Source organism: Caballeronia sp. LZ033 (assembly GCF_031451265.1).
In the GTDB taxonomy this organism is placed as follows: domain Bacteria; phylum Pseudomonadota; class Gammaproteobacteria; order Burkholderiales; family Burkholderiaceae; genus Caballeronia.
On sequence record NZ_JARUXQ010000003.1, the window covers coordinates 1,281,388 to 1,305,370 of the forward strand.

General features: G+C 64.4%; 20 protein-coding genes and 1 pseudogene. 6 read left to right on the forward strand and 15 right to left on the reverse strand.

The features are described from left to right. Window positions 1-68: 68 nt before the first annotated feature. The 6 genes from QCE62_RS27055 to QCE62_RS27080 all read right to left on the reverse strand — a co-directional run bounded on the left by QCE62_RS27055 (window position 69) and on the right by QCE62_RS27080 (window position 6,186). Window positions 69-746, reverse strand: coding sequence for a type 1 glutamine amidotransferase domain-containing protein (locus QCE62_RS27055; RefSeq protein WP_309925342.1), 678 nt, complete (start codon window positions 744-746; stop codon window positions 69-71). 161 nt (window positions 747-907) lie between these two features. Beyond that, entirely contained in the window at window positions 908-2,287 is a 1,380-nt protein-coding gene (locus QCE62_RS27060; protein ID WP_309925126.1) for an MFS transporter, read from the reverse strand. Between the two features lie 33 nt (window positions 2,288-2,320). After that, the gene (locus QCE62_RS27065; RefSeq protein WP_309925128.1) at window positions 2,321-3,148 is read right to left on the reverse strand and encodes an enoyl-CoA hydratase-related protein; all 828 of its coding nucleotides are present in this window, start codon (window positions 3,146-3,148) and stop codon (window positions 2,321-2,323) included. A gap of 19 nt (window positions 3,149-3,167) precedes the next feature. Continuing rightward, on the reverse strand, window positions 3,168-3,944 hold the full coding sequence (locus tag QCE62_RS27070; RefSeq protein WP_309925130.1) for an enoyl-CoA hydratase-related protein: 777 nt from the start codon (window positions 3,942-3,944) through the stop codon (window positions 3,168-3,170). A gap of 10 nt (window positions 3,945-3,954) precedes the next feature. Next, the gene (locus tag QCE62_RS27075) at window positions 3,955-5,172 is read right to left on the reverse strand and encodes a CoA transferase (protein ID WP_309925131.1); all 1,218 of its coding nucleotides are present in this window, start codon (window positions 5,170-5,172) and stop codon (window positions 3,955-3,957) included. Between the two features lie 120 nt (window positions 5,173-5,292). Then, window positions 5,293-6,186 (reverse strand): LysR substrate-binding domain-containing protein, encoded by an 894-nt coding sequence (locus tag QCE62_RS27080; protein ID WP_309925134.1) that lies wholly within the window; start codon window positions 6,184-6,186, stop codon window positions 5,293-5,295. Between the two features lie 392 nt (window positions 6,187-6,578). Here QCE62_RS27080 and QCE62_RS27085 point away from each other — a divergent pair, with 392 nt between their 5' ends. Together QCE62_RS27085 and QCE62_RS27090 are read left to right on the forward strand one after the other, a co-directional pair. After that, window positions 6,579-6,911, forward strand: coding sequence for a hypothetical protein (locus QCE62_RS27085; protein ID WP_309925138.1), 333 nt, complete (start codon window positions 6,579-6,581; stop codon window positions 6,909-6,911). Window positions 6,912-7,081: 170 nt separating this feature from the next. Next, a complete protein-coding gene (locus QCE62_RS27090) occupies window positions 7,082-8,374 on the forward strand; it encodes an FAD-dependent oxidoreductase (RefSeq protein WP_309925139.1) in 1,293 nt (430 codons plus the stop codon). A gap of 30 nt (window positions 8,375-8,404) precedes the next feature. Here the strand turns inward: QCE62_RS27090 and QCE62_RS27095 are convergent, their stop codons facing one another. Genes QCE62_RS27095 through QCE62_RS27120 form a run of 6 tightly spaced genes read right to left on the reverse strand, consistent with a single transcriptional unit; the run spans window position 8,405 to window position 14,603 of the window. Beyond that, on the reverse strand, window positions 8,405-8,959 hold the full coding sequence (locus tag QCE62_RS27095; protein ID WP_309925141.1) for a carboxymuconolactone decarboxylase family protein: 555 nt from the start codon (window positions 8,957-8,959) through the stop codon (window positions 8,405-8,407). Further along, window positions 8,956-10,293, reverse strand: coding sequence for an AtzE family amidohydrolase (locus QCE62_RS27100; protein WP_309925142.1), 1,338 nt, complete (start codon window positions 10,291-10,293; stop codon window positions 8,956-8,958). The genes QCE62_RS27095 and QCE62_RS27100 overlap by 4 nt, the downstream gene beginning before the upstream one ends. After that, window positions 10,277-10,444, reverse strand: a complete 168-nt coding sequence (locus QCE62_RS27105) for a hypothetical protein (protein ID WP_309925144.1) — start codon at window positions 10,442-10,444, stop codon at window positions 10,277-10,279. The genes QCE62_RS27100 and QCE62_RS27105 overlap by 17 nt, the downstream gene beginning before the upstream one ends. Next, the gene (locus QCE62_RS27110) at window positions 10,441-11,784 is read right to left on the reverse strand and encodes an aspartate aminotransferase family protein (RefSeq protein ID WP_309925146.1); all 1,344 of its coding nucleotides are present in this window, start codon (window positions 11,782-11,784) and stop codon (window positions 10,441-10,443) included. Before QCE62_RS27110 ends, QCE62_RS27105 begins: the two co-directional genes overlap by 4 nt. A 52-nt stretch (window positions 11,785-11,836) precedes the next feature. Beyond that, on the reverse strand, window positions 11,837-13,153 hold the full coding sequence (locus QCE62_RS27115; RefSeq protein ID WP_309925149.1) for an MFS transporter: 1,317 nt from the start codon (window positions 13,151-13,153) through the stop codon (window positions 11,837-11,839). A gap of 13 nt (window positions 13,154-13,166) precedes the next feature. Next, window positions 13,167-14,603 (reverse strand): D-aminoacylase, encoded by a 1,437-nt coding sequence (locus tag QCE62_RS27120; protein ID WP_309925151.1) that lies wholly within the window; start codon window positions 14,601-14,603, stop codon window positions 13,167-13,169. Window positions 14,604-14,707: 104 nt separating this feature from the next. Between QCE62_RS27120 and QCE62_RS27125 the strand changes: the two genes are divergently transcribed. Both QCE62_RS27125 and QCE62_RS27135 read left to right on the forward strand, forming a co-directional pair. After that, the gene (locus tag QCE62_RS27125) at window positions 14,708-15,604 is read left to right on the forward strand and encodes a LysR family transcriptional regulator (protein ID WP_309925154.1); all 897 of its coding nucleotides are present in this window, start codon (window positions 14,708-14,710) and stop codon (window positions 15,602-15,604) included. Between the two features lie 506 nt (window positions 15,605-16,110). Then, a pseudogene (locus QCE62_RS27135) lies at window positions 16,111-16,209 on the forward strand (hypothetical protein); the annotation flags it as partial. Between the two features lie 335 nt (window positions 16,210-16,544). On the opposite strand, the gene QCE62_RS27140 reads toward QCE62_RS27135, so the two are convergent. Continuing rightward, window positions 16,545-19,490: a CheR family methyltransferase gene (locus QCE62_RS27140; RefSeq protein ID WP_309925156.1), complete on the reverse strand. Its 2,946-nt coding sequence runs from the start codon at window positions 19,488-19,490 to the stop codon at window positions 16,545-16,547. Window positions 19,491-20,371: 881 nt separating this feature from the next. Here QCE62_RS27140 and QCE62_RS27145 point away from each other — a divergent pair. Further along, complete coding sequence (locus QCE62_RS27145; RefSeq protein ID WP_309925158.1) at window positions 20,372-21,166, forward strand: IclR family transcriptional regulator; 795 nt, start codon at window positions 20,372-20,374, stop codon at window positions 21,164-21,166. On the opposite strand, the gene QCE62_RS27150 is transcribed toward QCE62_RS27145, so the two are convergent. Further along, on the reverse strand, window positions 21,163-22,524 hold the full coding sequence (locus QCE62_RS27150; RefSeq protein ID WP_309925160.1) for an AarF/UbiB family protein: 1,362 nt from the start codon (window positions 22,522-22,524) through the stop codon (window positions 21,163-21,165). The two genes, QCE62_RS27145 and QCE62_RS27150, sit on opposite strands and share 4 nt — an antisense overlap. 479 nt (window positions 22,525-23,003) lie before the next feature. Between QCE62_RS27150 and QCE62_RS27155 the strand changes: the two genes are divergently transcribed. Beyond that, window positions 23,004-23,414: a hypothetical protein gene (locus tag QCE62_RS27155; RefSeq protein ID WP_309925161.1), complete on the forward strand. Its 411-nt coding sequence runs from the start codon at window positions 23,004-23,006 to the stop codon at window positions 23,412-23,414. Between the two features lie 11 nt (window positions 23,415-23,425). On the opposite strand, the gene QCE62_RS27160 is transcribed toward QCE62_RS27155, so the two are convergent. Next, entirely contained in the window at window positions 23,426-23,842 is a 417-nt protein-coding gene (locus QCE62_RS27160) for a response regulator (protein ID WP_309925165.1), read from the reverse strand. Between the last annotated feature and the right edge of the window lie 141 nt (window positions 23,843-23,983).

Below are 23,983 nucleotides of genomic sequence, written 5' to 3' on the forward strand. Positions count from 1 at the left end.
TTCGTCCCGGCAGCGTCATCATGTCATGAACGCGCGTGACCACAGTGAATGCCTTCCGGAAGCTTCGCTCAGGCGTTGAGCAGCTTCAGCAATTCCCTCGCGGTCGGTCCGGACGATGCAGGGTTTTGCCCCGTGATCAGCCGCCCGTCGGTCACGGTGAGGACGTCCCAGTTCCTGACCTTTTCGAAGCGTCCGCCCAGACGCTTCAATTCATCTTCGACCAGGAACGGCATGACCTTCGTCAAGCCGACCGCTTCTTCTTCGTCGTTGGTGAAGCAGGTAACGCGCTTGTCCTTCACGAGCGGCTGCCCCTGAAAGGTCGTGTGACGGAATACGCATGGCCCGTGACAGACGGCGGCAACCGGCTTGCCGGCGTTGTAGAAACTTTCGATCAACGCAATCGAAACGGGATCCTCCGTGAGATCCCACATCGGCCCGTGGCCGCCCGCGTAGAAGATCGTGTGGTGATCTTCTGCCCGCACATCGGAGAGCTTGACGGAGTTGGCGAGAACCTTCTGCGTATCGGGATCCTTCTTGAAGCGCTGCATCGTGTCCGTCTGATTGTCGGGATCGTCGCTTCTCGGGTCGATCGGCGGGTGGCCGCCCTTCGGCGATGCAACGGTGACCTCCACACCCGCATCCTTGAACGTGTAATACGGCGCGGTGAATTCTTCGAGCCAGAAGCCCGTTGGCTTGCCCGTGTTGCCAAGAATATTGTGTGACGTAAGAACGATGACGGTCTTCATGTCCGATCCTTCAAAGGAAGCGTTACGAAGGCAAACGCGTCGTGTCGACGCGGCCGACGCTTCCATTAAAGGCGAAGCAACAGCCAGCACCATCAGACGATGGTTTCTTGGCGGCATCTGCTGGTATAGCGGCGGTGCGACGGGGTCATTGCGCAAACCACTCAACGCATCGACACCGGCTCCCCCGCCCTACGCGCCGACACCCCACCCGCCCTCGCGCTTCTCGCGCTTCTCGCGCGTGCATCCTGCTTCAACCCCCAGATCCACGTCACCGCGAGACACGGCAGCAGCGAAGCAATCGAATACCCGACGCCCGCAAGCGAATTACCCGTGAGCTTGACGAGCGAAAGACTGATGAGCGGCAGAAATCCGCCGAACACCACATTGCCGAGTTGCTGCGCGAGGCCGAATCCGGTCGTGCGGCTTTGCGGCGGGAAGCACTCGGCGATGAACGCGGGCAGCGGCGCCATGATCATCGCGGTGAGAATGGCGAGCACCGCGATCAGCAGCGAGACCGACACCCACTGCATCGAAGCCACGCTCGACCGGATGCCCGCAAACGCCGGATAAGCCGCCGCGATCCACAGCACGATGCCGATCAACATCACGCGCGCCCGCCCGATCGCATCCGACAGCTTGCCGAAGACGGGATACAGCGGCGCCGCGATCAGTATGCCGAAGCCGAGACACAGGTTGGCCTGCATCGGCTCGACCTTGAGTACGTTCTGCAGGAAATACAGCATGTAGACGATCGACGTGTAGAGCGAGACCGACGTACCGCCCTGCGCGCCGAACATGGCGACGAGAATGGCCTTCCACGACGTGCGGCTCGACAGCGTCTCCTGCAATGGCCGCTTCGAAAGACGCCCCGCTTCCTTCATTTCGGCGAAGACCGGCGTCTCGGTCATGCCGAGCCGGATCCACGTCGCGACGGCCACGATCGGCGCGGAGATCACGAACGGCACGCGCCATCCCCATGAAACGAAGCTTGCCGCATCGAGCGACAGCCGCAACGCACCCACGATGACCAGCGCGAGCAGCAGGCCGATGCTCGCCGTGCTTTGCAGCACGCTGGTTGCCGCGCCCTTGCTGCCTTCCGGCGCATGCTCCATGACATAGACGACGGCCGACCCGTACTCGCCGCCGAGCGCGACGCCCTGCACGATGCGCAGTGTGAGCAACGCGATGGGCGCGGCGACGCCCGCCACGGCGTAAGTCGGCAGGCAACCGATACCCACCGTCGCAATCCCCATGATCGCCAGCGTGATGACGAAGGTCTTCTTCCGGCCGATGCGGTCCGACATGGGACTGAAGATGACCGTGCCAAGCGGCCGCGCGACATAGGCGATGCCGAACGTCGCGACACCGGCGAGCGCGGCGACGGTGCTGTCGGTGGAAGGCAGGAAGAGCTGCGTCAGGGTCGCCGTGAGCGCGACATAGACGAAGAAGTCGTAGTACTCGAGCATCGTGCCGAGACTCGATGTCGCGATGATCCGCAACATGCCGGGGCCACGATGATGCGCGTGAGGTCGGGATGTCATGCCTGTCTCCATCGTTGATTGTGTGCGTCCGCTTCAGAGCCGGGACGCCTTCTGTCGTGCCTGTTGCTCCAGAAAGCCGGACACTGCCTGCTTGTGCTCGCTGCCGCACAGGAGGATGGCCTGCATGTTCGCCGCCAGTTCGAGCGACGCGGACAGCGTGCCGTGCGCCGACTCCTGCACGAGCTTCTTGGCCATGCGCAACGCGCGCGGCGGATTCGCGGCGATGCGCCTGGCAAGCGCACGCGTTTCGTCGTCGAGCGCGGCATCCGGATGAACGTGGGCGACGATACCCAGCTGCTGCGCCGTTCCGGCATCGATGAACTCGCTGGTGAGCGTCAATTCGAGCGCCTTCGCGGGTCCGACGATGCGCGACAGGAACCACGCGCCGCCGATCCCCGACACGAGACCGAGGCGCAGAAAGCTTTCCGCGAACACGGCCCGCTCGCCGGCCAGCCGGATGTCGCACATCAGCGCGAGGTCGCAGCCCGCCCCCACTGCCGCGCCATTCACGGCGCAGAGCGACGGCACGTCCATCGAGCTCAGCGCCCGCGTGATCCGGTGCAGACCGTGGCGCAGACGCTCGCGCACCGCTTCGATGCCACCGTCCATCAGATCCTTGCCGCTCTGCATGTCCTTCACGTTGCCGCCCGTGCAGAAGTGCTTCGACGATGAACGCAGCACGACGCACTGCACGTCGTCCCTGCCGTTGACGCTTTCGAGCACGTCAGAGAGCGCCGTGGTCATGGCGAGCGTGAGCGCGTTGCCGTTCGAAGGTTCGTCGAGCGTGATGGTCATCACGCCCGCTTCCACTGCATGGCGCACCAGCGGCTTCGCGCTTGCATTGGCTTCGTTGTCATTCATGGGTCGTCTCCTCTTTGTTTCATCGATTGACGAAGTTGGCGGTGCGCCGCTCGAGAAACGCGGCCATGCCTTCTTTCTGGTCCGCCAGCGAAAAGCCCGCATGAAACAGGCGCCGCTCGAACAACAGCCCTTCGGCCAGCGACGACTCGAAGGACCGGTCCACCGCCTCCTTGACGGCCACGATCACCGGCAGAGAATGCCGCGCGATCTGCTGTCCGATCCGCAACGCTTCCTCGATCAGCGCGTCCGGCTCGACCACGCTCGATATCAGGCCGCACGCCAGCGCGTCGGAGGCCGAAAGCGCTTCGCCTGTGAGGCACGCGAGCATCGCGGTCGACTTGCCGGCAGCGCGTGGCAGACGCTGCGTGCCACCCGCGCCCGGCACGATCCCGAGCCTGATTTCCGGCTGGCCGAACAGCGCATCGCTGGCTGCAATGGCGATGTCGCACATCATCGCCAGCTCGCAGCCGCCGCCGAGCGCATAGCCCCTGACCGCCGCAATGAGCGGCTTGCGCAGCCTGCGCAGGCGGTCCCAGTTGCGGCCGATGAGGTCTTCCGAGAACGCCGTCGCGTAATCGAGCGGCGCCATCGCGACGATATCCGCGCCCGCCGCAAACGCCTTCTCCGATCCGGTCAGCACGGTCGCATGCACGGCGGGGTCCGCCTCGATGCGCTGCATTTCGCCGACGAGCGCGTCGATCAGCGCATCGGTCAGCGGGTTCAACGGGTTGTCGGAAGCAAGCCGCACGAGCGCGACGCGACCATGCATTTCCCTGTGTACGATGGGTTGTTCCATGCGGGATCTCCTAAACCGTTCCGGCATGTGCCGCGGCGGCACGGATCACGCCGGCATTGAGCAAGGCGGCGATGGCGTCTTCATCGAACCCGTACAGGCCGAGCATGTCGAGCGTGTGCTGGCCGGTCATCGGCGCGGGCGTTTCATCGCCTGCGGGAGGATCCGACGGCCCGAGCGCAAAACCATGGGTCCTGATGGAACCCGCTACCGGATGCTCGACAGTGCGCGCAATGCCGCTCTGCCGATACTCCACCGTCTCCATCACCTCGCGATACGTCGTGACGGGCGCGCAGAGAATGTCCCTCGCCGAGAGCAGCCTGATCCACTCGGCCGTGGTCCGCTTCTCGAAGCGCGCCGCGAGAATCTCATGGAGTTCGGCGCGATGCCGCACGCGCGCGTCGTTGCCGGCGAAGCGCGCATCAGCTTCGAGTTCCGGCGCGTCGAGCAGCTCGCACAGCGCGCTCCAGCGTGCCGCGTGATAGGCGACGACCATCATCCAGCCATCGCGTGTGGGGAAGGCTTCGTTCGGGCAGGCATAAGGCGCCGCGCTGCCGACCTTCTCCGGTTCCGAACCCGAAGCGAAGAACGCGGCGAAGCCGATCTGCTGCAACATCAGCGTCGCGTTATAGAGGCTCACGTCGAGGTGCTGGCCCTTGCGCTGCGTGCGCGCCGCGTGCAGCGCGCCCAGCACGGCGATGGCGGCGAGATAGCCGCCCATCATGTCGGCGACGGGCACCGGCACCTTCAGCGGATCGCCCTGCGCCGTGCCGAGCGTGCTCATGAGTCCGCTCACGGCCTGGATCACGCCGTCGACACCCGGCCGGCGCGTGCTCTCACCACGCTGCCCGAACGCCGAGATCGAGCAGTAGACCAGTTGCGGATTGAGCGTGCGAAGCGTCTCGTAGCCGAGTCCCATCGACGCCATCACGCCGGGACGGAAGTTCTCGACCACCACGTCCGCCTGACGCGCCATCTCGGTGACGGTGCGGCGTCCAGCGTCGGTCTTGAGATCGATCGCCACGCTGTACTTGCCGCGATTGACGCTCATGAAAGCCGGGCTCACGCCGTTCACCCACGGCGGGCCGATCTGCCGGCCTATTTCGCCGCCCGGCGGCTCGATCTTCACCACGTGCGCGCCGAGATCGGCGAGCGTCATCGAACATACGGGGCCAGCCAGCACGTGCGAAAAATCGAGCACGCGAACGCCCTTCAAGCTGTCTCGGATCATGTCGTTGTCCTGTCTCCGGGTTCGACGCTGCATCGAACCATGGCCGCAGATTAGAGTTGCGCGACCGGCGGAACAATCGACTTTTTGGAAACGGGGCTTTGACTTTTTGTTAAAGGGTGTTTAAAGGGTGGCGTCCGTCTTCACCAGCGACACCAGCCAGTCACGGAAGGTCGTGAGCGCCTCGGAGGCGTGCCGGGCCGGCCAGGCGAAGTAGTAGGTATAAGCGCCCCGGTCCAGCTCGAAACGGAACGGCGCGACCAGTTGCCCGCTGTCGAGTTCGGCGCGCACGAGCGCCTTCTGCGCGACGGCGACGCCATGTCCTTCGATGGCCGCCTGATACGCCAGCAACGACGTCTCGTAACGCATCTCGCGGCGGCGCGGATCGCGTGCGAAGCCGGCCGCTTCCATCCAGATGGCCCAGTCGTCGGCGCGCGCGAGCGAATGCAGGAGCGTCTCGCCGGTCAGCTTGCTGCGCGCGCGGATCTTGCGCGATGGCGCCGCGACCGGCACGAGTTCGTTGGGAATCAGCCGCTGCACCGAGAGGCCGGGCCAGCGGCCATCGCCAAGCTGGATCCCGCCGTCGATGTCCTCGCGCCTGAAATCCAGCGGCGCCGATGACGTGGTGAGCTGCACGTCGATTTCGGGGAACTGCCGATGAAAGCTCGCGAGCCGCGGAATCAGCCAGCGCACGGCGAAGGTGGCGGGCGAGCGGATCTTGAGGACATGGGAGCGTCGGCCTGCCGTGCGAATGCTGTCGGTGGCCTGGCGCAGGCCGGCGAACAGCGGCATCAGTTCGGCGAGATAGCGCGCGCCCGCCGACGTCAGTTCGAGCCGTCCCCTGACGCGCTCGAAGAGTTGCAGCCCGAGGAAGCCTTCGAGGGCCTTGACCTGGCGGCTTACCGCTGCCGGCGTGACCGCGAGCTCGCTTGCCGCTTTGGACACGCTCAGCGTGCGGCCCGTCGCTTCGAATGCCCGGATCGCGTTGAGCGAAGGAAGAGTGACGGCACGGTTCATGGCGGTTTGCGCGGGGTCTGACGTGACTTTTCGGAAAGTTTTTCAGCGGGCGTGACGGGGCGAGGGAGCGATCGCGTCCAGACGTTACCACGGCGGCCGCGCAACGCCTGATTGCGCCTGATGCTCAAAAGCCCGCGTCTTCGGGTCTCGATCTTGCTGCAGTCCAGCGTCTGAGAAAGCGCTTGAATGCGCTAATGTGGCGGCCGCCGCACTTTAAAGGTGACGCTGAGCGCGGTGCTCGAACACGCTGAGATCGGTCTGGACTTCGTCATGACGCAGAGGAACCAGATTGCGACGTCGATCATCCTGCCGTTCCGAGCACGGGTGCGCAACCTGACCGGATAGACGGACGGGTTACGAGTTTCAATGACGCCGACTTCAACGAAGTGGACTTGCTCGTCGAGGCAAACGGCAACGACACGACTACAGGGATGATTACGTCGGCGGAACACATGTTCTATACGATTCTGTCGCTGACCGCGTCGCACGACGCAAACAGCGGCGAAGCGCGTCCGCCCGTCACGGCGATGCAGCAGCAACGCGCGATCCGGGCCATGCACTGTCCGCAGCGCTTCGGCCACAAGCTGGCAGTAATCGATGCCGAACCCGCCCGCCGCGACGGCGAGGTCCGACGCGCGTTACAGCTTTATCGTGCGGCTATCGAAGGCGCGGAACGCGAAGGCTTTCTTCAGGACGAGGCCATCGCCAAATGGCAACGGCGATGAAAGCCGGGTTGATCGCATTTCACCGAGCCAGCCGATATTCCGAAGCTGGAGGCGTTTGTGGATGAGGTGAGCGATTTCAGCCAGGTTTTGACGACACGTTGCCGCCGGTCGAGCGTTCGTCCGACGGCTTCGACTGTACCGACCAGCATTTCTGGAAAACAAGAGGACCCGTGACACATCCTGCGCGCATTGTCATTGTTGGCGGCGGCATCGCCGGAATTCTGCTGGCGACCAAGCTCGGCAGGGAAATCCGCAACGGCCTGGCTGCGACGGTCACGCTGGTCGACATAAGCGCGACCCACATCTGGAAACCCATGCTGCATACCATTGCAGCAGGCACCCGTGATGTGAACCTTCAGCAAGTCAGTTTCATCGCTCACGCCGCCGCGCATGGCTATGCCTATCAGCCCGGCGCAATGTGTGGTCTCGACCGCGAGCGAAAGCAGGTCCAGGTCGCGGAAATACGTGCGGCCAACGGGGAAAAGGTGCTGGACGCGCGGACCATCGACTACGACGTCCTGGTACTCGCTCTTGGCAGCCGCGCCAATGACTTCGGCACTCAAGGCGTGGCGCAGCATGCGCATTTCATCGACAGTCAGGCGCAGGCCGAGGCATTCAACGAAATCCTGCGGGCTCGCCTCTTCAGGAGCATTGCGCGTGATCAACGGTTCCGTGTCGCGATTGTCGGCGGCGGCGCAACCGGCGTCGAACTGGCGGCGGAACTCAGCTCGCTGCTGGATATCGCGTCGGGCTACGGCGATCCCACGGTGCGTCAGCGGCTGGAACTGACCCTGATCGAAAGCAGCCCGCGCATTCTTGCAAGCTTTCCGCCCAACATCTCGGCTTCCAGCGAAACCTTGCTCACGCGAATGGGCTTCAGTGTGCTCACGCAAACGCGCGTGACCGGTGCGACGGCACACGGCTTCTTCCATGGGTCCGGCGACCTCGTTCCTGCCGACTTGATGGTCTGGGCCGCAGGCGTCAAGGCGCCCGAGTTCCTGGCCGGTCTGGCAGGGCTGGAGACCACGCATTCCAACCAGCTCGTCACGCGCGCCACGTTGCAATCCACTCGCGATGACCAGATCTTCGCGCTCGGCGATTGTTCCAGCCTCACCTTGCGGAATGCCGAACGGGCGCTGCCGCCCACCGCACAGGTCGCCACGCAACAGGCAGAGCATCTCGCGAAGACGCTACCCGCGTGGTTGACGGGAGCGCCGCTTCAGGACTTCGCGTATCACGACTTCGGCTCGCTGGTATCGCTCGCGAACTACGATGCCTTCGGCACACTCGGCAAGTTCGGCTTCTTCAAGGGTGGTTTCATCAAAGGGCGGCTTGCTCAACTCAGCCACGCGATGCTCTATCGACGTCATCAACAGGCGATACACGGCGTCGGCAAGGCCACCCTTCTCCTGGCCGCCGATGGATTGAACCGGCTGACGCAACCGCCCATCCGTCTCGCCTGAGACGGTCGGACAACCCATTCCCGATACGGCTCATTCGGCGAAAGGCAGACCGGTTTGCCCTTCGGCGCGCATGTCGAAGGTGTTGAGCGTCATCGCGACGAGCGCGTAATACCCGAGCAGGCCGACCAGATTCACCACCACCGCATGGCCGAAGCGCGCGACCGCTGCGTCATACGTCGCATCGCTCACGCGCTTCGTTTCGTAGAGCTCGGTTGCGAAGTCGAAGATCAGCTTGTCATCGGCATCGGCGAAAACCGGCGGCTGGCACGTGCGCAGCGCTTCGGCGAGATCGGCGGGCACGCCTGCATCGAGCGCGATTGGAAGGTGTATGTGCCATTCCGCCTGCGAGCGCCAGCGCGCCGCCGTCACCAGAATCGCGAGTTCGGACTGGCGCAGCGGCAGGCCCGTCTTGTAGCGGCAGAACGCGCCGAGTGCCTGCGCATTCTGCGCAAGCTCCGGACTGAAGATCCAGCCGAGGAACGGACCGTTGAGGTTGCCGCGCGGGCCGCTCAGGATGCTCTGCAACACGGCTTTTTGTTCGTCCGATGCGCTAGCCATGTCGAAGTCGGGAAGTCTCTTGCTCATGTTTCGATCGCTGTTCCTGATGAGTTGCTGAAGCCGCGCTCGATGCGCCGCGCTGCTGCGAAGCACGCGGTTTCATCGAACGCAGCGCCGATGATCTGCACGCCCAGCGGCATGGCGCCTTCGCGCAAAACGGGCGCGACGATGACGGGAAGACCCGCGAAGGAAACAGGTTGCGTCAACATGCCTAGGTGCTTCGCGGGTTCGAGTGCGTGATCGCCGACCGCGATGGTCGCGTCGGTGAAGCGCGGCGCCGGGAAAGGTGTGCACGGTGCGAGCAGGATATCGAATCGGTCGAAGAGCCGTGACATGCGTGCGCGAAAACGCTGCTGGTAACGCAGCGCCCGCGCGTGCCAGGTGCCCGGACTCAACGCGCCGGCCAGCAGGCGCGTACGCAGGCGTGGCGATAGGTGTTCCTCGGGCGCTTGAAGAAGATTGCCATGCGCCTCGGCAACTTCGACGTTCGAGATGATCGTCGCCGCGCTGCGGACGCGTTGCATCTCGTCTTCCGGCATATCGATGATCTCATGCGGTCCGAAGACCCACGCGCTTTCGATGACGGCGTCCCACGCGTCGCGCGAGGCGTAGGTACGAAAATACCCGCCGAGCACGGCGACCTTTGGAACCGCGCGTGAGTCATCTGCCGCGCCGCCGTCGAGCGCCGCATACAGGGCGGCAAGGTCATCGACATTGCGCGCAAAGCCGCCGATGCAGTCGAGTGAATCGGCATAGGGCAGCACGCCGCGTCGCGACAGCCGTCCGAAGGTCGGTTTCACGCCCCACACGCCGCACAACGCGGCGGGCGCGCGGATCGAGCCGTTCGTGTCACTGCCGAGCGAAAGCGGGACGCAGCCCGCCGCGACAGCCGCCGCCGATCCGCCCGACGATCCACCCGTCATGCGCTCGATGGCGCGCGGATTGCGCACGTTGCCGAAGAAGGGATTTTCGCCGGTCGCGCCGCACGCGAGTTCGTCCATATGCGTGGTGCCGACCAGTACGGCGCCCGCCTGTTTCAGACGCGCGATCGCGTCTGCATCGCGCGTTGCGGCAGGGATATCGAGCCGCGCGCACGAGCCGGCAATCGTCGCGCGGCCTTCGACATCGAACAGGCTTTTTGCGGCGAACGGCACGCCTGCGAGCGGACCCGGATCGATGCCGCCTGCGATGCGTTCATCAATGCGCGTTGCCTGGGCAAGCGCTTCGTCGTGGAACACGTGATGAAACGCGTTGATTGCAGCATCTTCGCGTGCGATGGCCGCAAGCGTGTCGCGCGTCACGTCGATCGCCCGGCGTCGCTGCGCCCGCACGTCGGCGGCGATGTCAAGCGCGCGCTTCATCGCAGTCGGGTTCCGCTGGGTCTGGTGCCACGTCGAGTTGCCGCGCGCTCGCGTGCATGGTGTCGAGCAGCGCGGCGATATCGCCCAGCAATGCGTCAGGCAGGGCGATGCCGAGTGTCGTCGCCCATGCCTGCAACGAGGCCTCGTTCATGCCGCCTTCGCGCCGATTGCGGCAAGCGCGCCGTCGATCGCATCCGAAAGACGCTCGACGATGATCTCGATCTGCTCGCCTGTCGTGATGAAAGGCGGTGCGATCAGGACGTGATCGCCCATCCGGCCATCGACGGTGCCGCCCATCGGATACACCATCAGGCCGCGCTTCATCGCCTCGCTCTTGATGACGCTGTGCAACTTGTGCTTCGGATCGAAGGGCGTCTTGAGCTCGCGATCCTGCACGAGTTCGACTCCGGTGAAAAGGCCACGCCCGCGCACGTCGCCAATGAACGGATGCTGTGCGTGCCGCTCGCGCAAGGCTGCGCGCAGTTGCTCGCCGCGCGCCTTCACGTTGTCGAGCAGCCTGTCTTCGACGATGACCTTCTGGACTTCGAGCGCAGCCGCGCACGCCGTGGCGTGGCCGATATACGTGTGACCGTGCTGGAAGAACCCCGAACCGCCGACGATCGCATTGAAGATCTCGTCGCTCACGAGCGTCGCGCCGATCGCCTGATAGCCCGCGCCGAGCCCCTTCGCGATGGCGATAATGTCGGGGGAGACACCGTCCTCCTCACAGGCGAAGAGATAGGCCGTGCGGCCCATGCCCGACATCACTTCGTCGAGGATCAGCAACACGCCGTACTTGTCGCAAACCGCGCGGATCTTGCGGAAGTACTCGCGCACCGGAGGCACGGCACCCGCCGTCGCGCCGACGACCGTCTCCGCGACGAACGCGGCCACCGACTCCGGCCCGAGTTCGAGAATCTTCGCTTCTAGTTCGTCGGCGAGCCGTTGCGCAAAGGCTTCGTCCGATTCGCCCGCGTGCTGCTCGCGATACGCAAAACACGGCGTGACGTGATGCGCTTCGATCAGGATCGGCAGGAACGGTTCGCGACGCCATGCGTTGCCGCCAATCGCGAGCGCACCGAGCGTATTGCCGTGATAGCTCTGCCGCCGCGCGATGAAGTGTCGGCGCGCCGGCTGTCCCTTCTCGACGAAGTACTGGCGCGCGAGCTTGAGCGCGGCTTCCATCGCTTCTGAGCCGCCCGAGACGAAATAGACATGGGCGAGATGCTTCGGCGCGGCATCGACGAGCAGGTCGGCGAGTGCTTCGGCAGGCTCCGTCGTGAAGAACGACGTGTGCGCATAGGGCAATTGCTGCACCTGACGCTGAATGGCTTCTATCACGCGGGGATGGCTGTGGCCGAGACATGAAACGGCTGCGCCGCCGCATGCATCGATATAGCGTTTGCCGGTCGAATCGACGATTTCGATGCCGTCACCGCGCACGGCGACGGGAAGCCTGGCGCGCGGCGCGCGATGAAATACCGTGGTCATGGTTCTGCCTTTCAGGTTCGATCAGATGCAAAGAGCGAGGTCTGTGTGCAACTCAGTGCGCCGTCTTGATGTAGCGCGCCGGAATGGCGAGGATCAGCAAGGCGGCAAGAAACAGCGTGATGGCGAGCAGCGCGACGCCGGCGGTCGTGCTGCCGGTGATCTGCTTGAGAAAGCCCATGATCGACGGCCCGACGAATCCGGCGACGGCCGCGCCCACGTTGACCAGACCCGCGCCGCCTGCCGCTGCCGTGCCTGCGAGTATGCGCGAGGGCAAGCTCCAGAACATCGCCAGCGTGCTCATGATGCCGGCGACAGCAACCGTCAGGCACGCAACCGCCGCCACCGGCGCACCCGACGCCACCACGCTGCCGATCAGCGCGATGCCGCCGATGAACACCGGCGCGGCCGTGTGCCAGCGGCGCTCGCGGGTCTTCACGGAATGCTGCGCGTTGATGACCATCGCGGCCGCCGCGACCAGATAGGGAATCGCGCTCACCACGCCGATCTCGAAGTTGGAGCGATGGCCGAGCGCCTTGATCATCGTCGGCATCCAGAAGACGAGGCCGTAATTGCCGACGTTGTAGAGAAAGGAGATCGCACACAAGAGCCACAGCGTCGGCTCTTTCAACGCGGGAAGCAGCGACTGCTTCTTGTCCGACGACTCCCGCGCGAGCTCGCTCTTCACGACCGAGAGTTCCTCGGGCGTGAGCCAGCTTGCGTTCTCGATGCGATTCACGACCATCGCGAACAGCACGAAACCGAGCACGACGGCAGGCAGGCCTTCGATCAGGAACATCCACTGCCAGCCGTTCATGCCCCAGCCGCCGTGCGTCGCGTCCATGATCCAGCCCGACAGCGGACCGCCGACGATCACGCCCAGCGGCATCGCGAGAAACAGCAGGGACATCACCTTGCTCAGCCGGTACGACGGAAACCACACGCTGAAATACGCGATGACGGCCGGGAAGAAGCTTGCTTCCGTCAAGCCGAGCAGGAAGCGCAGTGCATAGAAGGTGGTCTGGCTGCGCGTCGCCAGGGTCGCGATGGAGACGATGCCCCACGCGACCAGCGAGCCGCCGAGACAGACGCGCACGCCGATACGCCTGACGAGATAACCCGCCGGCACCTGGAGCAGCAGATAGCCGACGAAGAACAAGCCCGCGCCGACGCCGTACGCGGCTTCGGTCAGGTTCAGGTCGGTCATCATCTGCAGCTTGGCGAAGCCGACGTTCACGCGGTCGAGATAGCCGAAGAAATAGCACAGCAGGATGATCGGCACGACGTGCAGCGTCACCTTGCGATACACGGTGTCGGCTGACAGCGCGAGCGGCGCGGCGGCGTGCGGGCTTGCCTGATGGGGAGTGGCCATGTCGGTCTCGGGTTTAGCGGCGGTTCTTGCGCAACGCGCGGCCGGGTCGCGCGCCGGTCGGCTTGCCGTGAGCGATGACGGGCGCGCCGTTCACGATCACGTGCTCGATCCCTTCCGGCGCGAGCCGGGGTGCTTCGAACGTCGCGCGGTCGATGACTTCGGCGGGATCGAACACGACGAGATCCGCGTAGCTGCCGACGGCGACATGACCACGCTCCTCGATGCCGAATTGCTCGGCCGTGAGGCCCGTCATCTTGCGCACGGCGGTTTCGAGCGGAAACAGCTTCAGTTCGCGCGAGTAGTGGCCGAGCACGCGTGGAAACGTGCCCCACAGGCGCGGATGCGGCGCGCTGTCGTTGGGCAGTCCATCAGAGCCGACCATCGTCTTTTCATGACGGAAGATGCGCTGCACGTCCTGCTCATCCATGACGAAATAGATGGCGCCGGCCGGCTTCAGGTCTTCGATGGCCGCCTCGACCGAACCGTCGTAGAGCGGCAGGATCTCGCTGAAATCCTTGCCCGCGAGTTCCGGCCGCTTCGCCGACCATGCGAGCATCACACGCGAGGACTGGCGGATGCGGTCCGCGCGCAGCATCGTCGAGGTCGCCGGATACGGATGGCAGTCGAGGCAGAGCGGCTGGCGTTCGCCCTGCGCGTCGATGAGCGCGAGCGTTTCGGCCGAGCGTCCGTGATTCTCCTTGCCCGCGACCTTGTGATGCGAGAGCACGAGATTCGCGCCCACCGCCTGGCCGATCGCGAACGCTTCCTCCATCGAGGGGACGATGTCGGCGGTTTCGTCGCGCAGGTGCGTGGCGAAGACGCCGGGATAACGTGCAAGCGGCGCGCAGACGTCGATCAGTTCCTGCGTGCTTGCCGCTGCCGCCGGCGGATAAAACGTTCCCGACGATACGCCGAACGCCCCTGCTTGCATCGCGGCTTCGACATCGGCCGCCATGTGTGCGCGTTCCCCTGCCGTGGCTTCGCGCGCGAGATCGTCCATGTGACGTACGCGCAAGGTCGAATGTCCGATCAGCGCCGCCACGTTCACGGCGGCAGGCGACCGGTCGAGCGCATCGAGATAGTCGGCGAAGCTGTCGTAGGCGAAGCGCTCGGGCACGCCGAGAAGATCGAGCGGCTGGGGAACGGCGTCGGCGCGCAAGGGCGCGAGGCTGATGCCGCAATTGCCGGCGATCACCGTGGTCACGCCCTGCACGATCTTGGGCATGACGTCCGGATGGGTGAGCACGAAGGCATCATCGTGCGTGTGGCTGTCGATGAAGCCCGGCGCGACGATCTTTCCCGTGGCGTCGATGGACCTGTCCGCGCTCGCCGCCGACAGATCGCCGATTGCATCGATGCGCTCGCCGTTCACGCCGACATCGGCGCTGAAGCGCGCGCTGCCGGTGCCGTCGATGACTTCGCCGTTTCGAATGATCAATTGAAAATGCATGAGCCCTGCCCGCTTGGTGATGACTTTTTGTTTCGGTCACAATGCTCGTCGTCCAAAATAGCGGCGTCCAATGCCGGTTTCTCACGGATTCATGCGAAACAGTTATGAAAGTCGAAAACTCGGAACTCGAAGCATTTGTCGCGGTGGCGGAGCTTGGCAGCTTTCAGAAAGCCGCCGACAAGCTGCACCTCACGCAACCCGGCTTGTCCCGGCGTATTCAGAAGCTGGAGCAGGCGCTTGGCGTGGAGTTGTTTCACCGGACCACGCGGAGTGTTGCGCTGACGGGCGTCGGCCGCCAATTCCTGCCGATGGCGCGCCAGCAAATCTCGCAGTTGGGCACGATGCTGTCGTCGATCCGGGAGATCGCCGAGAAGCGCTTCGGCAAGGTGCGGCTGGCGAGCATCCCGACGGTCGTCAGTCGCGTGCTGCCGGATGTGTTGCGGCAATATGCCCGGAAGTATCCGCACATCGGCGTGCAGATCTTCGACGGCAATCACGACTTCGTGCTTGGCCAGGTGCGGGCGGGGCTCGCGGAATTCGGCATCAGTCTCGATCCCGGCGACGACGAAGACCTCACCTTCGAGCCCTTGCTCGCGGACCGATACGTGCTGGCGGTGCATCGCGAACACGAATGGGCGTCGCGCGAGAGCGTGTCGCTGCGCGACCTGCCGAACCTGCGCGAGGCGCGCTTCGTCATTGGCGGACGTGACAGCGGGAACCGGCTCTTGCTAGAACTGCTGCTCGGACACGAGTCGATCAGCCTGCGCTGGTTCTACGAAGTCGAGCACATCTCATGCGTCGTCGCGCTCGTCGATGCAGGGCTCGGCTGCGCGATCGTGCCGTCGCTTGCGGTGTCGGCGCACTTCGCGCCGAACATTCGCGCGATCACGATCGCCAGTCCGGAAGTGCAGCGTGCCATCGGCATCGTGAAGCACCGGCATGTGTCGATGTCGTCCATCGCCGCCGATCTCTGCGGACTGCTGCAGAGGTCGCTTGGCTAGCTTGCGGGACTCACTCCGCCTCAGGCACTGATCGATGCCGCTGGAAGTTTCACGCAGAGCGGACCACATCATCAGGTTTTCCAATGGTCGTCGCGGGCCGTATTGGCGCGCCCGGCGGCTTACTACACTGGGCCCATCGGAACCCGTCCAACGGACGACCGGGGCTTGCCACGCCTTCCTCTACCCCGATCGGTTCCGAGTCAACCGACCGCGTCAACCGATGACGTGCAGGTGATCCTTGAACCTCGATGCGGGAGTCCGCCGTGAAAGACGCATGCGCTCAATTGAGCCCAGGCAGGTCCAGACTCAGCAGCAGGCGCCGCTACCCCACGTTGCCGTGCTGGCCACGGGGGGAACGATCGCCGGAACCGCGGCGACCGAAACGCGGACGACGGGCTACAAACCCGGCGAGCTCACTGCGGATGCGCTTCTCAATGGCGGTGTTTCTCGCCGCAGGCCAGTCGCTCGGCGCCAGTTCGCTCGACCCCGTCGCCCAGCAAGTCGCGATGGTCGCCGCGAGCCGCGCGAACGCCGCGGATTACGGCATCGCGGTGCATGCAACGCTTGCGGCGAAACTGGGCGCATCGGCGGAAATCGTCGAGGCTCTGCGGAACGGAAGCATGATCGACGACCCCAGGCTGGAAGCAGTACGCCGCTTTGCCGCCGCCGTCGCGACGAATCGGACGCAGGTATCCGACAGTGACGTCAATGCCTTGAAAGCGGCAGGCTTCGATCGCTGCGCGATGGTCGCCATCGCGTTGGCCGCGGCAGCAAAGACGCTCGTCAATACCGTGGCTCATCTGTCGCGGCCAGAAATCGACGCTGCTTTCCGGGCCGGCCAGGCTTGGTCATCTGACTCGCGGAACGACATCCCACATGCCGTTCCACGATTGCGCATTGCGAGCGGCATGATGCATGAACAGCGCCTGCTTCGAACGGGTCAAAGAGCGCGCCCCTCCCCAAGGAACCTGCCCATGATCACTCCCGCCGTCTGCGTGAATACCTCGGCAAGTTCCAGATCCATCGAAGTCGGCAACCTCGGCTCTCTGGAATACATGGCCAGCGCCCCAATCAGCCCTCCCTCCGGTGTCTGCACCGGAAACGACCAGCATCCTCGATACCCGAACTTCTCCGCCAGCCAGATCCACGACTGCCAACTCGGTTCATCGAACACGTCTGCCGTGATAACCGGCTTCCCCGTTGCAACCGCCAGCCCGCAGGCAAGCGACTCCGGCGAAATCTCGAACCCGTCGACACACCGCGCATACTCGTCCGACATGCCCACGACATGTCGCAACACGCTTCCCTCCGCGACAAAAAAAGCGCATCGGCCTCGTTCGGGCGACTGATTCGACAGCGTGCGCACCAGGATGCCCAACGAGGTATCGAGTGAAGCCCCGTTCATGGCTGCCTGAAACGCGTCCTTCTGCGCCGAGAGCCAGGCCCGGCTGCGCGCGATCACGGCCTCCGCGCGAGCATGATCGCTGATGTCCATGAACGTGATGGCCACCCCGGTAATCGCGTTGGTCTCCGACACATACGGATAGATCTTGCGCACAAAGGTATGGTCGTGGCTGTCGCGAATGATCGCTTCGCGCGGTTCACTCGCGCACAGCACGGCATGAATATCCGTGTAGAAGGCAGCGTCCGGAAACTTCGTCACGAGGTCCGTGATATTGCGGCCCGTGTCGCCCGGCATCAGCGGGAACACATCCCGCATCGAAGGCGTGAACCAGCGAAGCCTCAAATCCGGATCCAGGAACATCGTCATCACGGCGCCCGAAGACAACACGCGGCTCTGCATCGCAAGCTGTTCGATGTTCTTCTGCAAAGCGACGTTTGCCACGTTGAGATCGCCGTTGCTGCGATTGAGCTGTTCGTTCGATGCCTTGAGCTCTTCATTGAGCGCCTGCAATTCCTCGCGCGATGCTTCCAGCTCGTCGCGCGAAACCCGGGCCTTGTCTTTCCAGTCGACCGACTCGGCAACATCGAGATCACCCCGCATGAGCGGCGTACCCTCCGCCTCGGATGCATCGGCCGCATCCTGCTCCCTGACGAACGACACCAGCACACGGTCGCACGCGGCACCGGCCGACGCTTGCAACGGAGTGAGCCGTACGCGCATCGGCATGTTTTCCGCGCCGTCGAGTTTCAGGCCTTCCAGCGTGATAGGTTGCTGATCAGCCAGTATCTGCCGGATGGAATGCCGCAGGCGCGCCTCCCACTGCTTGGGCACGAGATCCGTGATCCTGAGCGAGGGTTCGCCCGCAGCAAGCCGCAGCACGTCCTTTGTGTCGCCGTACACCCGCAGGATGCTGCCATCTTCGTCGATCAACACTGACGGAACATCGAACTGTTCGTAGGCGAGCCGCAGCGCGAGCTTGGCCAGTCTTTCCTCATCCGATGCCACTCTGCGCACAACACTGCGCGGCACCTCGTGCATCGGCCCGACCTTGCGATAAATGTTCCACTTCCGGGAAACGACTTCGAAGCCCTGCTTGTCAAGAGGATAAGCCTCGCTTCGGCCAAGAAGAAGATAACCGCCCATGCGCAGTGAGCCGTGAAGCGAGAACAGTACGTCGCAGACCGTTTCCCGCTCGAGGTAGATGAAGAGGTTGCGGCAAGTGACGAGGTCGAGCCCTGAAAGCGGTGGATCCGAGATCAGATCCTGCGGAGCGAACACCAGCTTTTCACGCAGGAACCGCTTCACGCGAAAAGTGGCGTCGACCTTGTAGAAGTAACGTCCCTGACGCGCCGGCGACAAGCCGGTCAGCGACCTCGCATTGAACTGACCGAGGCTTGCGCTTGCGACCACTTCGGGAGCGGCATCGGTGGCGAAGATCTGGAAGTCGAATGGCTCGGCCGCGTCGCGTGCAAGTTCATCAAGCAGCATCGCAATGGAAAACGCTTCTTCGCCGGTCGCGCATGCAGGCGTCCAGACCCTCAGGATGCGCTCCTTCCCCGCCTCCGCAATGAGACGCTGAAGCACATCGGCTTGCAGGACCGCCCAGGCATCCGGATCGCGAAAGAATCCGGTCACGTGAATCGAGATGCCGCGCGCCAGCGCTTCCAGTTCGACAGGATCATCCCTGAGCAGCGAAGCGTAATCCTCCAGTGACCAGACCTTGCGCATATCCATGCGCTGCTGGATGCGCCATAACAAAGGCGAAGGCTTGTATCCGCCCAGGTTGAAGCCCGCACGTTGCCGGACCAGCCCGACGATATGAGCGAGCGTCTGCGACGTGATGCTGGACCAGTCGGCAGGCGGCACGGGACGTTCGTAGGCCGGATCGGCACAGGCCATCAATTGCCGCCCGATGGCCCCCGCATGCAGGACGTGATCGTGCACATGCCGTTGGATGACCGAGTTCGGCATGGCGTCATGCAGCGCCGTCAGCGGATCCTGAACGATGACGATGCCGCCGGCCTGCCGGACGAGCGTGGCGCCCGCGGTTCCATCCATGCCGGTGCCTGAGAGTATGACCGCGACCGGTGGCGGCTCCGTGCGCAACGCAAGGCTTTCGAGAAAGCAGTCGATCGTATCGATCCCGGGACGCCGTCCGCCTCCTTCGAGCGGTCTCGTTTCGAACACGTCGTGTTCGAGCGTCAGGATGTCATCCGGCGAGGGAATGTAGATGGTTCCGGCCTTGGGACGCGCCCCGCCGATAGCGCGCTGAACCGGCATGCGCGTCCATCTCGCGATCAGGCCGGGAAGCCCGCTGGGCAGACCGGCAGGCAGGTGCTGGAGCACGACGAGTGCATAAGGCAGGTTGCCGGGAAGCCCTTCGAAGAGCCGCTGCAACGCCGTAATGCCGCCGGCCGACGCACCGACAGCAACGATCCGCACATGGGTTTGTCTTTCATCCGCGTTCAATGATTCGGCCATGGCTGTCTTGTACGAAGGCCTCCCGGTTGGAGAGAAGACATGTGCGTACCAGCACGACCGATGAGGATGCAGACCAACCGGTTCTGCGATCGGGACTCGATGCCAACCCGGTTGCATACAAGGTCCTTGACTCCACTTCGCGTGAAGGACGGTGCGCAGCTATCGACGCCTGCTCTTTATGGTAGGTTAAATCCGCAGCAGGCGCTCACTGCATCCTGCATGGACCGCAACGAACTGGGCATGCAGCACCCGTATGGTTCAGGCACCCTTGCCGCCCGAGCAATATTCGCCGCATCGATCGGCGGGACGGGCACGCGCCGGGAAAAGGCGTTCCTTGATCCAATGCCAGTGGTTCCTCATGCGCGACAAGGCGCTGGCTCGTTCTGTGCTCGACGATGCAAGCTCTGCGGTGTCAGGTTGCGAATCGAAACAGGAGTGCAAGGCCGCACTGTCAGTTAAGCGCCCTTTTCGTCCCGCTTCGATCACATTCGGGGCACTCTTTTTGATCCTGCATTATTGGCAAAGCACGTGATGAACCTACAAGCAAGTTGGCCGGAGCATGCATACGACTGTAGCGGCTGGCGAGCCAGCCGCCGCATCGGGCGGCCGTGGTGTTCGCATCGGGCTATACGCGCGATGTCATCTTCCACGAAGGACGCATCGACGAAGGCATTACCTTGCTGAACAAGCCGTACAGCCGTTCCTAACTCGCGGGCGCGATCCGGCAGGCGTTGGACGCGCGGTCGGGGGCGCTGGCTGCGTCGGAGGGCAGCGACGGCGCCGCGATGACAGTCATGTTTCTGAACTCCGCTCGCCAGGAACGTCGTCAGCGCATTCGCAGCGGTCATCGGCATCAGTCTCATGGCATGATTCTGGACATCATGCCTTCAGACACCCCTTCCTCCGACGCCGCCAAGGCCACCGGCACCGCTGCCTTCTCGAAGTTCATGGCGGTCCTGCAACTCGTGGCCGATGCCGCCGATCCCCCCACCATCGCCCAGCTCGCGGCAGAGAGCGGCTATCCGCGCCCGACCGTGTATCGCATCGTCGGCGCGCTGATCGCTGAAGGGCTCGTCGTGGAAGGCGAGCGCGGCGGCTACGCGCTCGGCCCGCGCCTGATGTCGCTCGCCAGCCGCAGTTGGGAACGCTCCGACCTGCGCATCGCGGCCACCGACGCCTTGCAGGCGCTGCGCGACGCCACCCAGGAAACGGTCCACCTCGCCGTGCGCAGCGGTTCGGAAATGGTGTACGTGGAGAAGCTGGAAAGTCCGCACGCCGTGCGCATGACGTCGCGCATCGGCACGCGTGTCACGCTCTATTCGAGTTCCGTCGGCAAGGCCTATCTCTCGATGCAAACACCCGCCGAACGCGACGCGCTGCTGCACGGCATCGTCCTGCAACGCTTCACGCCGCATACGGTCACCGATCGCAACACGCTCGACGCCGAACTCGACGCCACCCGCGCACGCGGCTATGCCGAAGACCGCGAGGAAAACGAGGCGCAGATCTTCTGCTACGGCAGCGCGATCGTCGGGACGAACGGCGCCACGCTCGGCTGCGTGAGCGTCAGCATTCCGCTGTTCAGGAAGAGCGCGACGCCGCTCGAAACCTATGTCGAACCGCTCAAGGAAGCGTGCCGCGCAATCGCGCAACGCATGAGTCCGGGCACGCGCTAACGCAGCACGGAATCGCTGGTGCGCTGCGTCGCTGCTGCGCGTTTCGCGATGAGCGTCGGCAGGCGCGGCAGCATTTGCGGCCAGTGCGTCGCCTCGTGCGCGAGCCGGGTCGCCATGCTGCGGAGACTGAAGCGGTCGGCAGCGAGCCGGAGAATCACCTTGCGCGCGATGGTCCAGACATCGACATCGGGCGCAATCTCCCGCGCCACGCGCTCGATCCGTTCCGCCGACCTCGCCAGCAGCACCGCCCGCGACGCAATGCGTCCGTGCGCCGCGCTGAACATGTGCTCGGCGGGCGCCTTGCCGATGGCGCCGAACAGATGCGCAACGCCCACATTGCGCCGCGCGTGCGGCGAGGCGAAACGCTCGGCCTCGCGCCGATAGGTGGACTCGACGCGCATTTCATGATGATTCGACTGCGCGTCCGGACGGCCCTGTTCGAGATGCGCGCGCGCCGCTGCCTTGTGATCGCCCTGGATCAGCGCATGCGACACGCCCACGAGAAAATCGCGTTCGTGCGCGGCGAACAACATCATCGGGTTGTCGGCTTCCAGCACGATCTGGCCGCGCGTGCCCTCTTCGATGCTGACCCGCGCGCCCGCTGCATCGAGCCCCGCGTGATACAGCCCGATTCCCAGCGCCATCTCGAAGCACGCTTCGATCAGCGTCGCGACGACATCGGCCGGATCGAGTCCATGCGCCGCCAGTGTTGGCGTATCGTGCAACGCCGCCGTTTCGATGGCACGCGTCGTGAGCACTGCATCGTTGCAGTAGTCCCACAGCACTTCAGGCACCGCGATACGCGGGTCCTCGCGCAGACGGAAACGCAGGTAGCTTTGATCGGCGGCGCGCTGGCGCAGGTCGATCATCGCGTCGATGCTCTCCCGTGCCCGCTGCACCCACTCCACCGGATGCATGTTGCGCGCCTTCGCCGAACGCCGTTCGGCGAAGCGCGCCGCCGCGAGCGCGAGGTCGAGATCGTCGGCCAGCTCGGCGCGTGCGTCCGCGCGCAGCAGCGTGACGCGCACCGGTGTCCCGCCGAGGCGCGCCGTATGCGTCTGCTCCGCAACGCCCGAGCGCAGCGGCGCGTCCTGCAAGTCCGTCATTTCGAAGGCCAGCGTGGCGGGAAACGCCTCGGCGCAAGCCTTGCGAAAACGCGCGGCATCGTAGGGCGTGAAGAGCGCGTCCATTTCGGCCAGCGCGACGCGCACGGCCGTTTCCGCCAGCGCGGGATGGCTGGCGAGCGCATCCGACGCGTTCTCCAGCACGCGCGACAGCTGCGACAGCGCGGGCACGCCCGCCGCGAGCGGCGCCGCCCGCGCGCCATGCGTGGCGAAGAAGCGCGCGACGCGCGTCATCGCAGCGCCGTCATCGACGTGATGACTTTCCCGGACGAAAGCTCGGCCAAGGCGCCACAAGGTGGCGAGTCGTCGGACAGGCAAGTTGAGGCTCGCTGAAAGTGAGTTGGAAACTGCTGTAAGACTGCGCAGCCGCCACGGATGGCACGGCCGCGTCAATGTGTAACACGATTCGCCAGGCCGTGCACGCGGATGGTTCAATGCCGCCCTCTGCATCACGCTGTGTGGTTTGTTTCGTGATCCCTAGCAAACCGCGTCTGAACGAGCTCCCGGCAGCACGCGAAAATAACGCCGTCAAGGCCATCTTCGCGCGACAAATGCGCCTGCGTTTCCGTTTGTGGATTTTGTCGATCATCATTTCGGATTAATCTCAGTGCGGTATCTTGTAAAAGCGTCGCGGCTGGAGATCTGCCGGCCGGGCGTCGACCGCTTCGTGCTGCCACGCGCGAAGACCAATAACGATAAAGCTGAGAGCCCCCATGCCACTCCATTCCGCAGTGCCGTTGGCGAAGGTTATGTACATCCTCGGGCAGATTGGCGCGATCATCTGTCATGAACGCGGTCCGAGCCCGCAGACGAGCGTGCTGACGCGCATGGCGTCGCGGCCCGCGGAAGGCCTGGCGGACGCGCTGGCGGAGATGAATGCGCTGGGCACGCCGCGCCGCGGGCATCGTCGCGCGCTGCTGCAATGGAAGCATGGGGAGATTCGACGTCTGCGCCGCATGCTGCCCGAAGCCCTGCCGGCAGCGGCCTCGGCGCACACCCAAATGCCTTTCTGGGCGGGCTATTGCCAGTACTGGGAAGAGATCCTCAAAGCGCACGCCGAATCCGACACTGAGCGCCCCGTGCTCCGGCTCGTCGATACCTCGCGCAAGCATCCGGACGCCTGATTCTCCGCCTGTCAGCCGCGCAAAAGCACGGCTGCACTGTCGTCGCCTTGCGCGGAGAAATACGTCCGGATCACCTCGATCATGCGGTCGAGTTCCGCCGGCTTCAGGAAGTAGCCGTTGAAGCCGGTGCGCTGGGCGCGCGACCAGTCGTCCGGATTGGCGCGCCCGGTATGCGCGATCAGCAGCATCGTGATGTCGATGGCGCGAATCGCTTCCGCCGCCTCCCAGCCGTCGCCGAGCGGCATCGACAGATCGAGCAGCACCACGCCTGGCCGCCACTTGCGCGCCAGCGAAACCGCATCGAGCCCTGTGTGCACCGCGCGCACGGAGAAGTCGGCGTCCTCGAGCGCAAGCGCGATTGCGCGCGTGGCGTCGGGATCGTCGTCGGCGATCAGCACGCGCGGCTCGTCGGGAGCCGTCGCGCGCATTGGCATCTGCCAGAGCGATTGATGCGGAACAGGAACGGGTCGTTGCATCTTGATGGCCTCGGAACGAGCGAATCAGAAAGCAACCCTCGTTCCCTGCCCGAAGCGACAAGCGTTGAAGCAGACGCCATGCGCCTCGCCAAC

Excerpts from the sequence above, each read along its gene's own strand:
- QCE62_RS27065 (WP_309925128.1), bottom strand. The coding sequence starts at position 3,148 with ATGAATGACAACGAAGCCAATGCAAGCGCGAAGCCGCTGGTGCGCCAT.
- QCE62_RS27120 (WP_309925151.1), bottom strand. The coding sequence starts at position 14,603 with ATGCATTTTCAATTGATCATTCGAAACGGCGAAGTCATCGACGGCACC.
- QCE62_RS27155 (WP_309925161.1), top strand. The coding sequence starts at position 23,004 with ATGCCACTCCATTCCGCAGTGCCGTTGGCGAAGGTTATGTACATCCTC.
- QCE62_RS27080 (WP_309925134.1), bottom strand. The coding sequence starts at position 6,186 with ATGAACCGTGCCGTCACTCTTCCTTCGCTCAACGCGATCCGGGCATTC.
- QCE62_RS27055 (WP_309925342.1), bottom strand. The coding sequence starts at position 746 with ATGAAGACCGTCATCGTTCTTACGTCACACAATATTCTTGGCAACACG.
- QCE62_RS27140 (WP_309925156.1), bottom strand. The coding sequence starts at position 19,490 with ATGGCCGAATCATTGAACGCGGATGAAAGACAAACCCATGTGCGGATC.
- QCE62_RS27095 (WP_309925141.1), bottom strand. The coding sequence starts at position 8,959 with ATGAGCAAGAGACTTCCCGACTTCGACATGGCTAGCGCATCGGACGAA.
- QCE62_RS27125 (WP_309925154.1), top strand. The coding sequence starts at position 14,708 with ATGAAAGTCGAAAACTCGGAACTCGAAGCATTTGTCGCGGTGGCGGAG.
- QCE62_RS27075 (WP_309925131.1), bottom strand. The coding sequence starts at position 5,172 with ATGATCCGAGACAGCTTGAAGGGCGTTCGCGTGCTCGATTTTTCGCAC.
- QCE62_RS27145 (WP_309925158.1), top strand. The coding sequence starts at position 20,372 with ATGCCTTCAGACACCCCTTCCTCCGACGCCGCCAAGGCCACCGGCACC.
- QCE62_RS27110 (WP_309925146.1), bottom strand. The coding sequence starts at position 11,784 with ATGACCACGGTATTTCATCGCGCGCCGCGCGCCAGGCTTCCCGTCGCC.
- QCE62_RS27100 (WP_309925142.1), bottom strand. The coding sequence starts at position 10,293 with ATGAAGCGCGCGCTTGACATCGCCGCCGACGTGCGGGCGCAGCGACGC.
- QCE62_RS27070 (WP_309925130.1), bottom strand. The coding sequence starts at position 3,944 with ATGGAACAACCCATCGTACACAGGGAAATGCATGGTCGCGTCGCGCTC.
- QCE62_RS27060 (WP_309925126.1), bottom strand. The coding sequence starts at position 2,287 with ATGACATCCCGACCTCACGCGCATCATCGTGGCCCCGGCATGTTGCGG.
- QCE62_RS27115 (WP_309925149.1), bottom strand. The coding sequence starts at position 13,153 with ATGGCCACTCCCCATCAGGCAAGCCCGCACGCCGCCGCGCCGCTCGCG.
- QCE62_RS27105 (WP_309925144.1), bottom strand. The coding sequence starts at position 10,444 with ATGAACGAGGCCTCGTTGCAGGCATGGGCGACGACACTCGGCATCGCC.
- QCE62_RS27160 (WP_309925165.1), bottom strand. The coding sequence starts at position 23,842 with ATGCGCGCGACGGCTCCCGACGAGCCGCGCGTGCTGATCGCCGACGAC.
- QCE62_RS27150 (WP_309925160.1), bottom strand. The coding sequence starts at position 22,524 with ATGACGCGCGTCGCGCGCTTCTTCGCCACGCATGGCGCGCGGGCGGCG.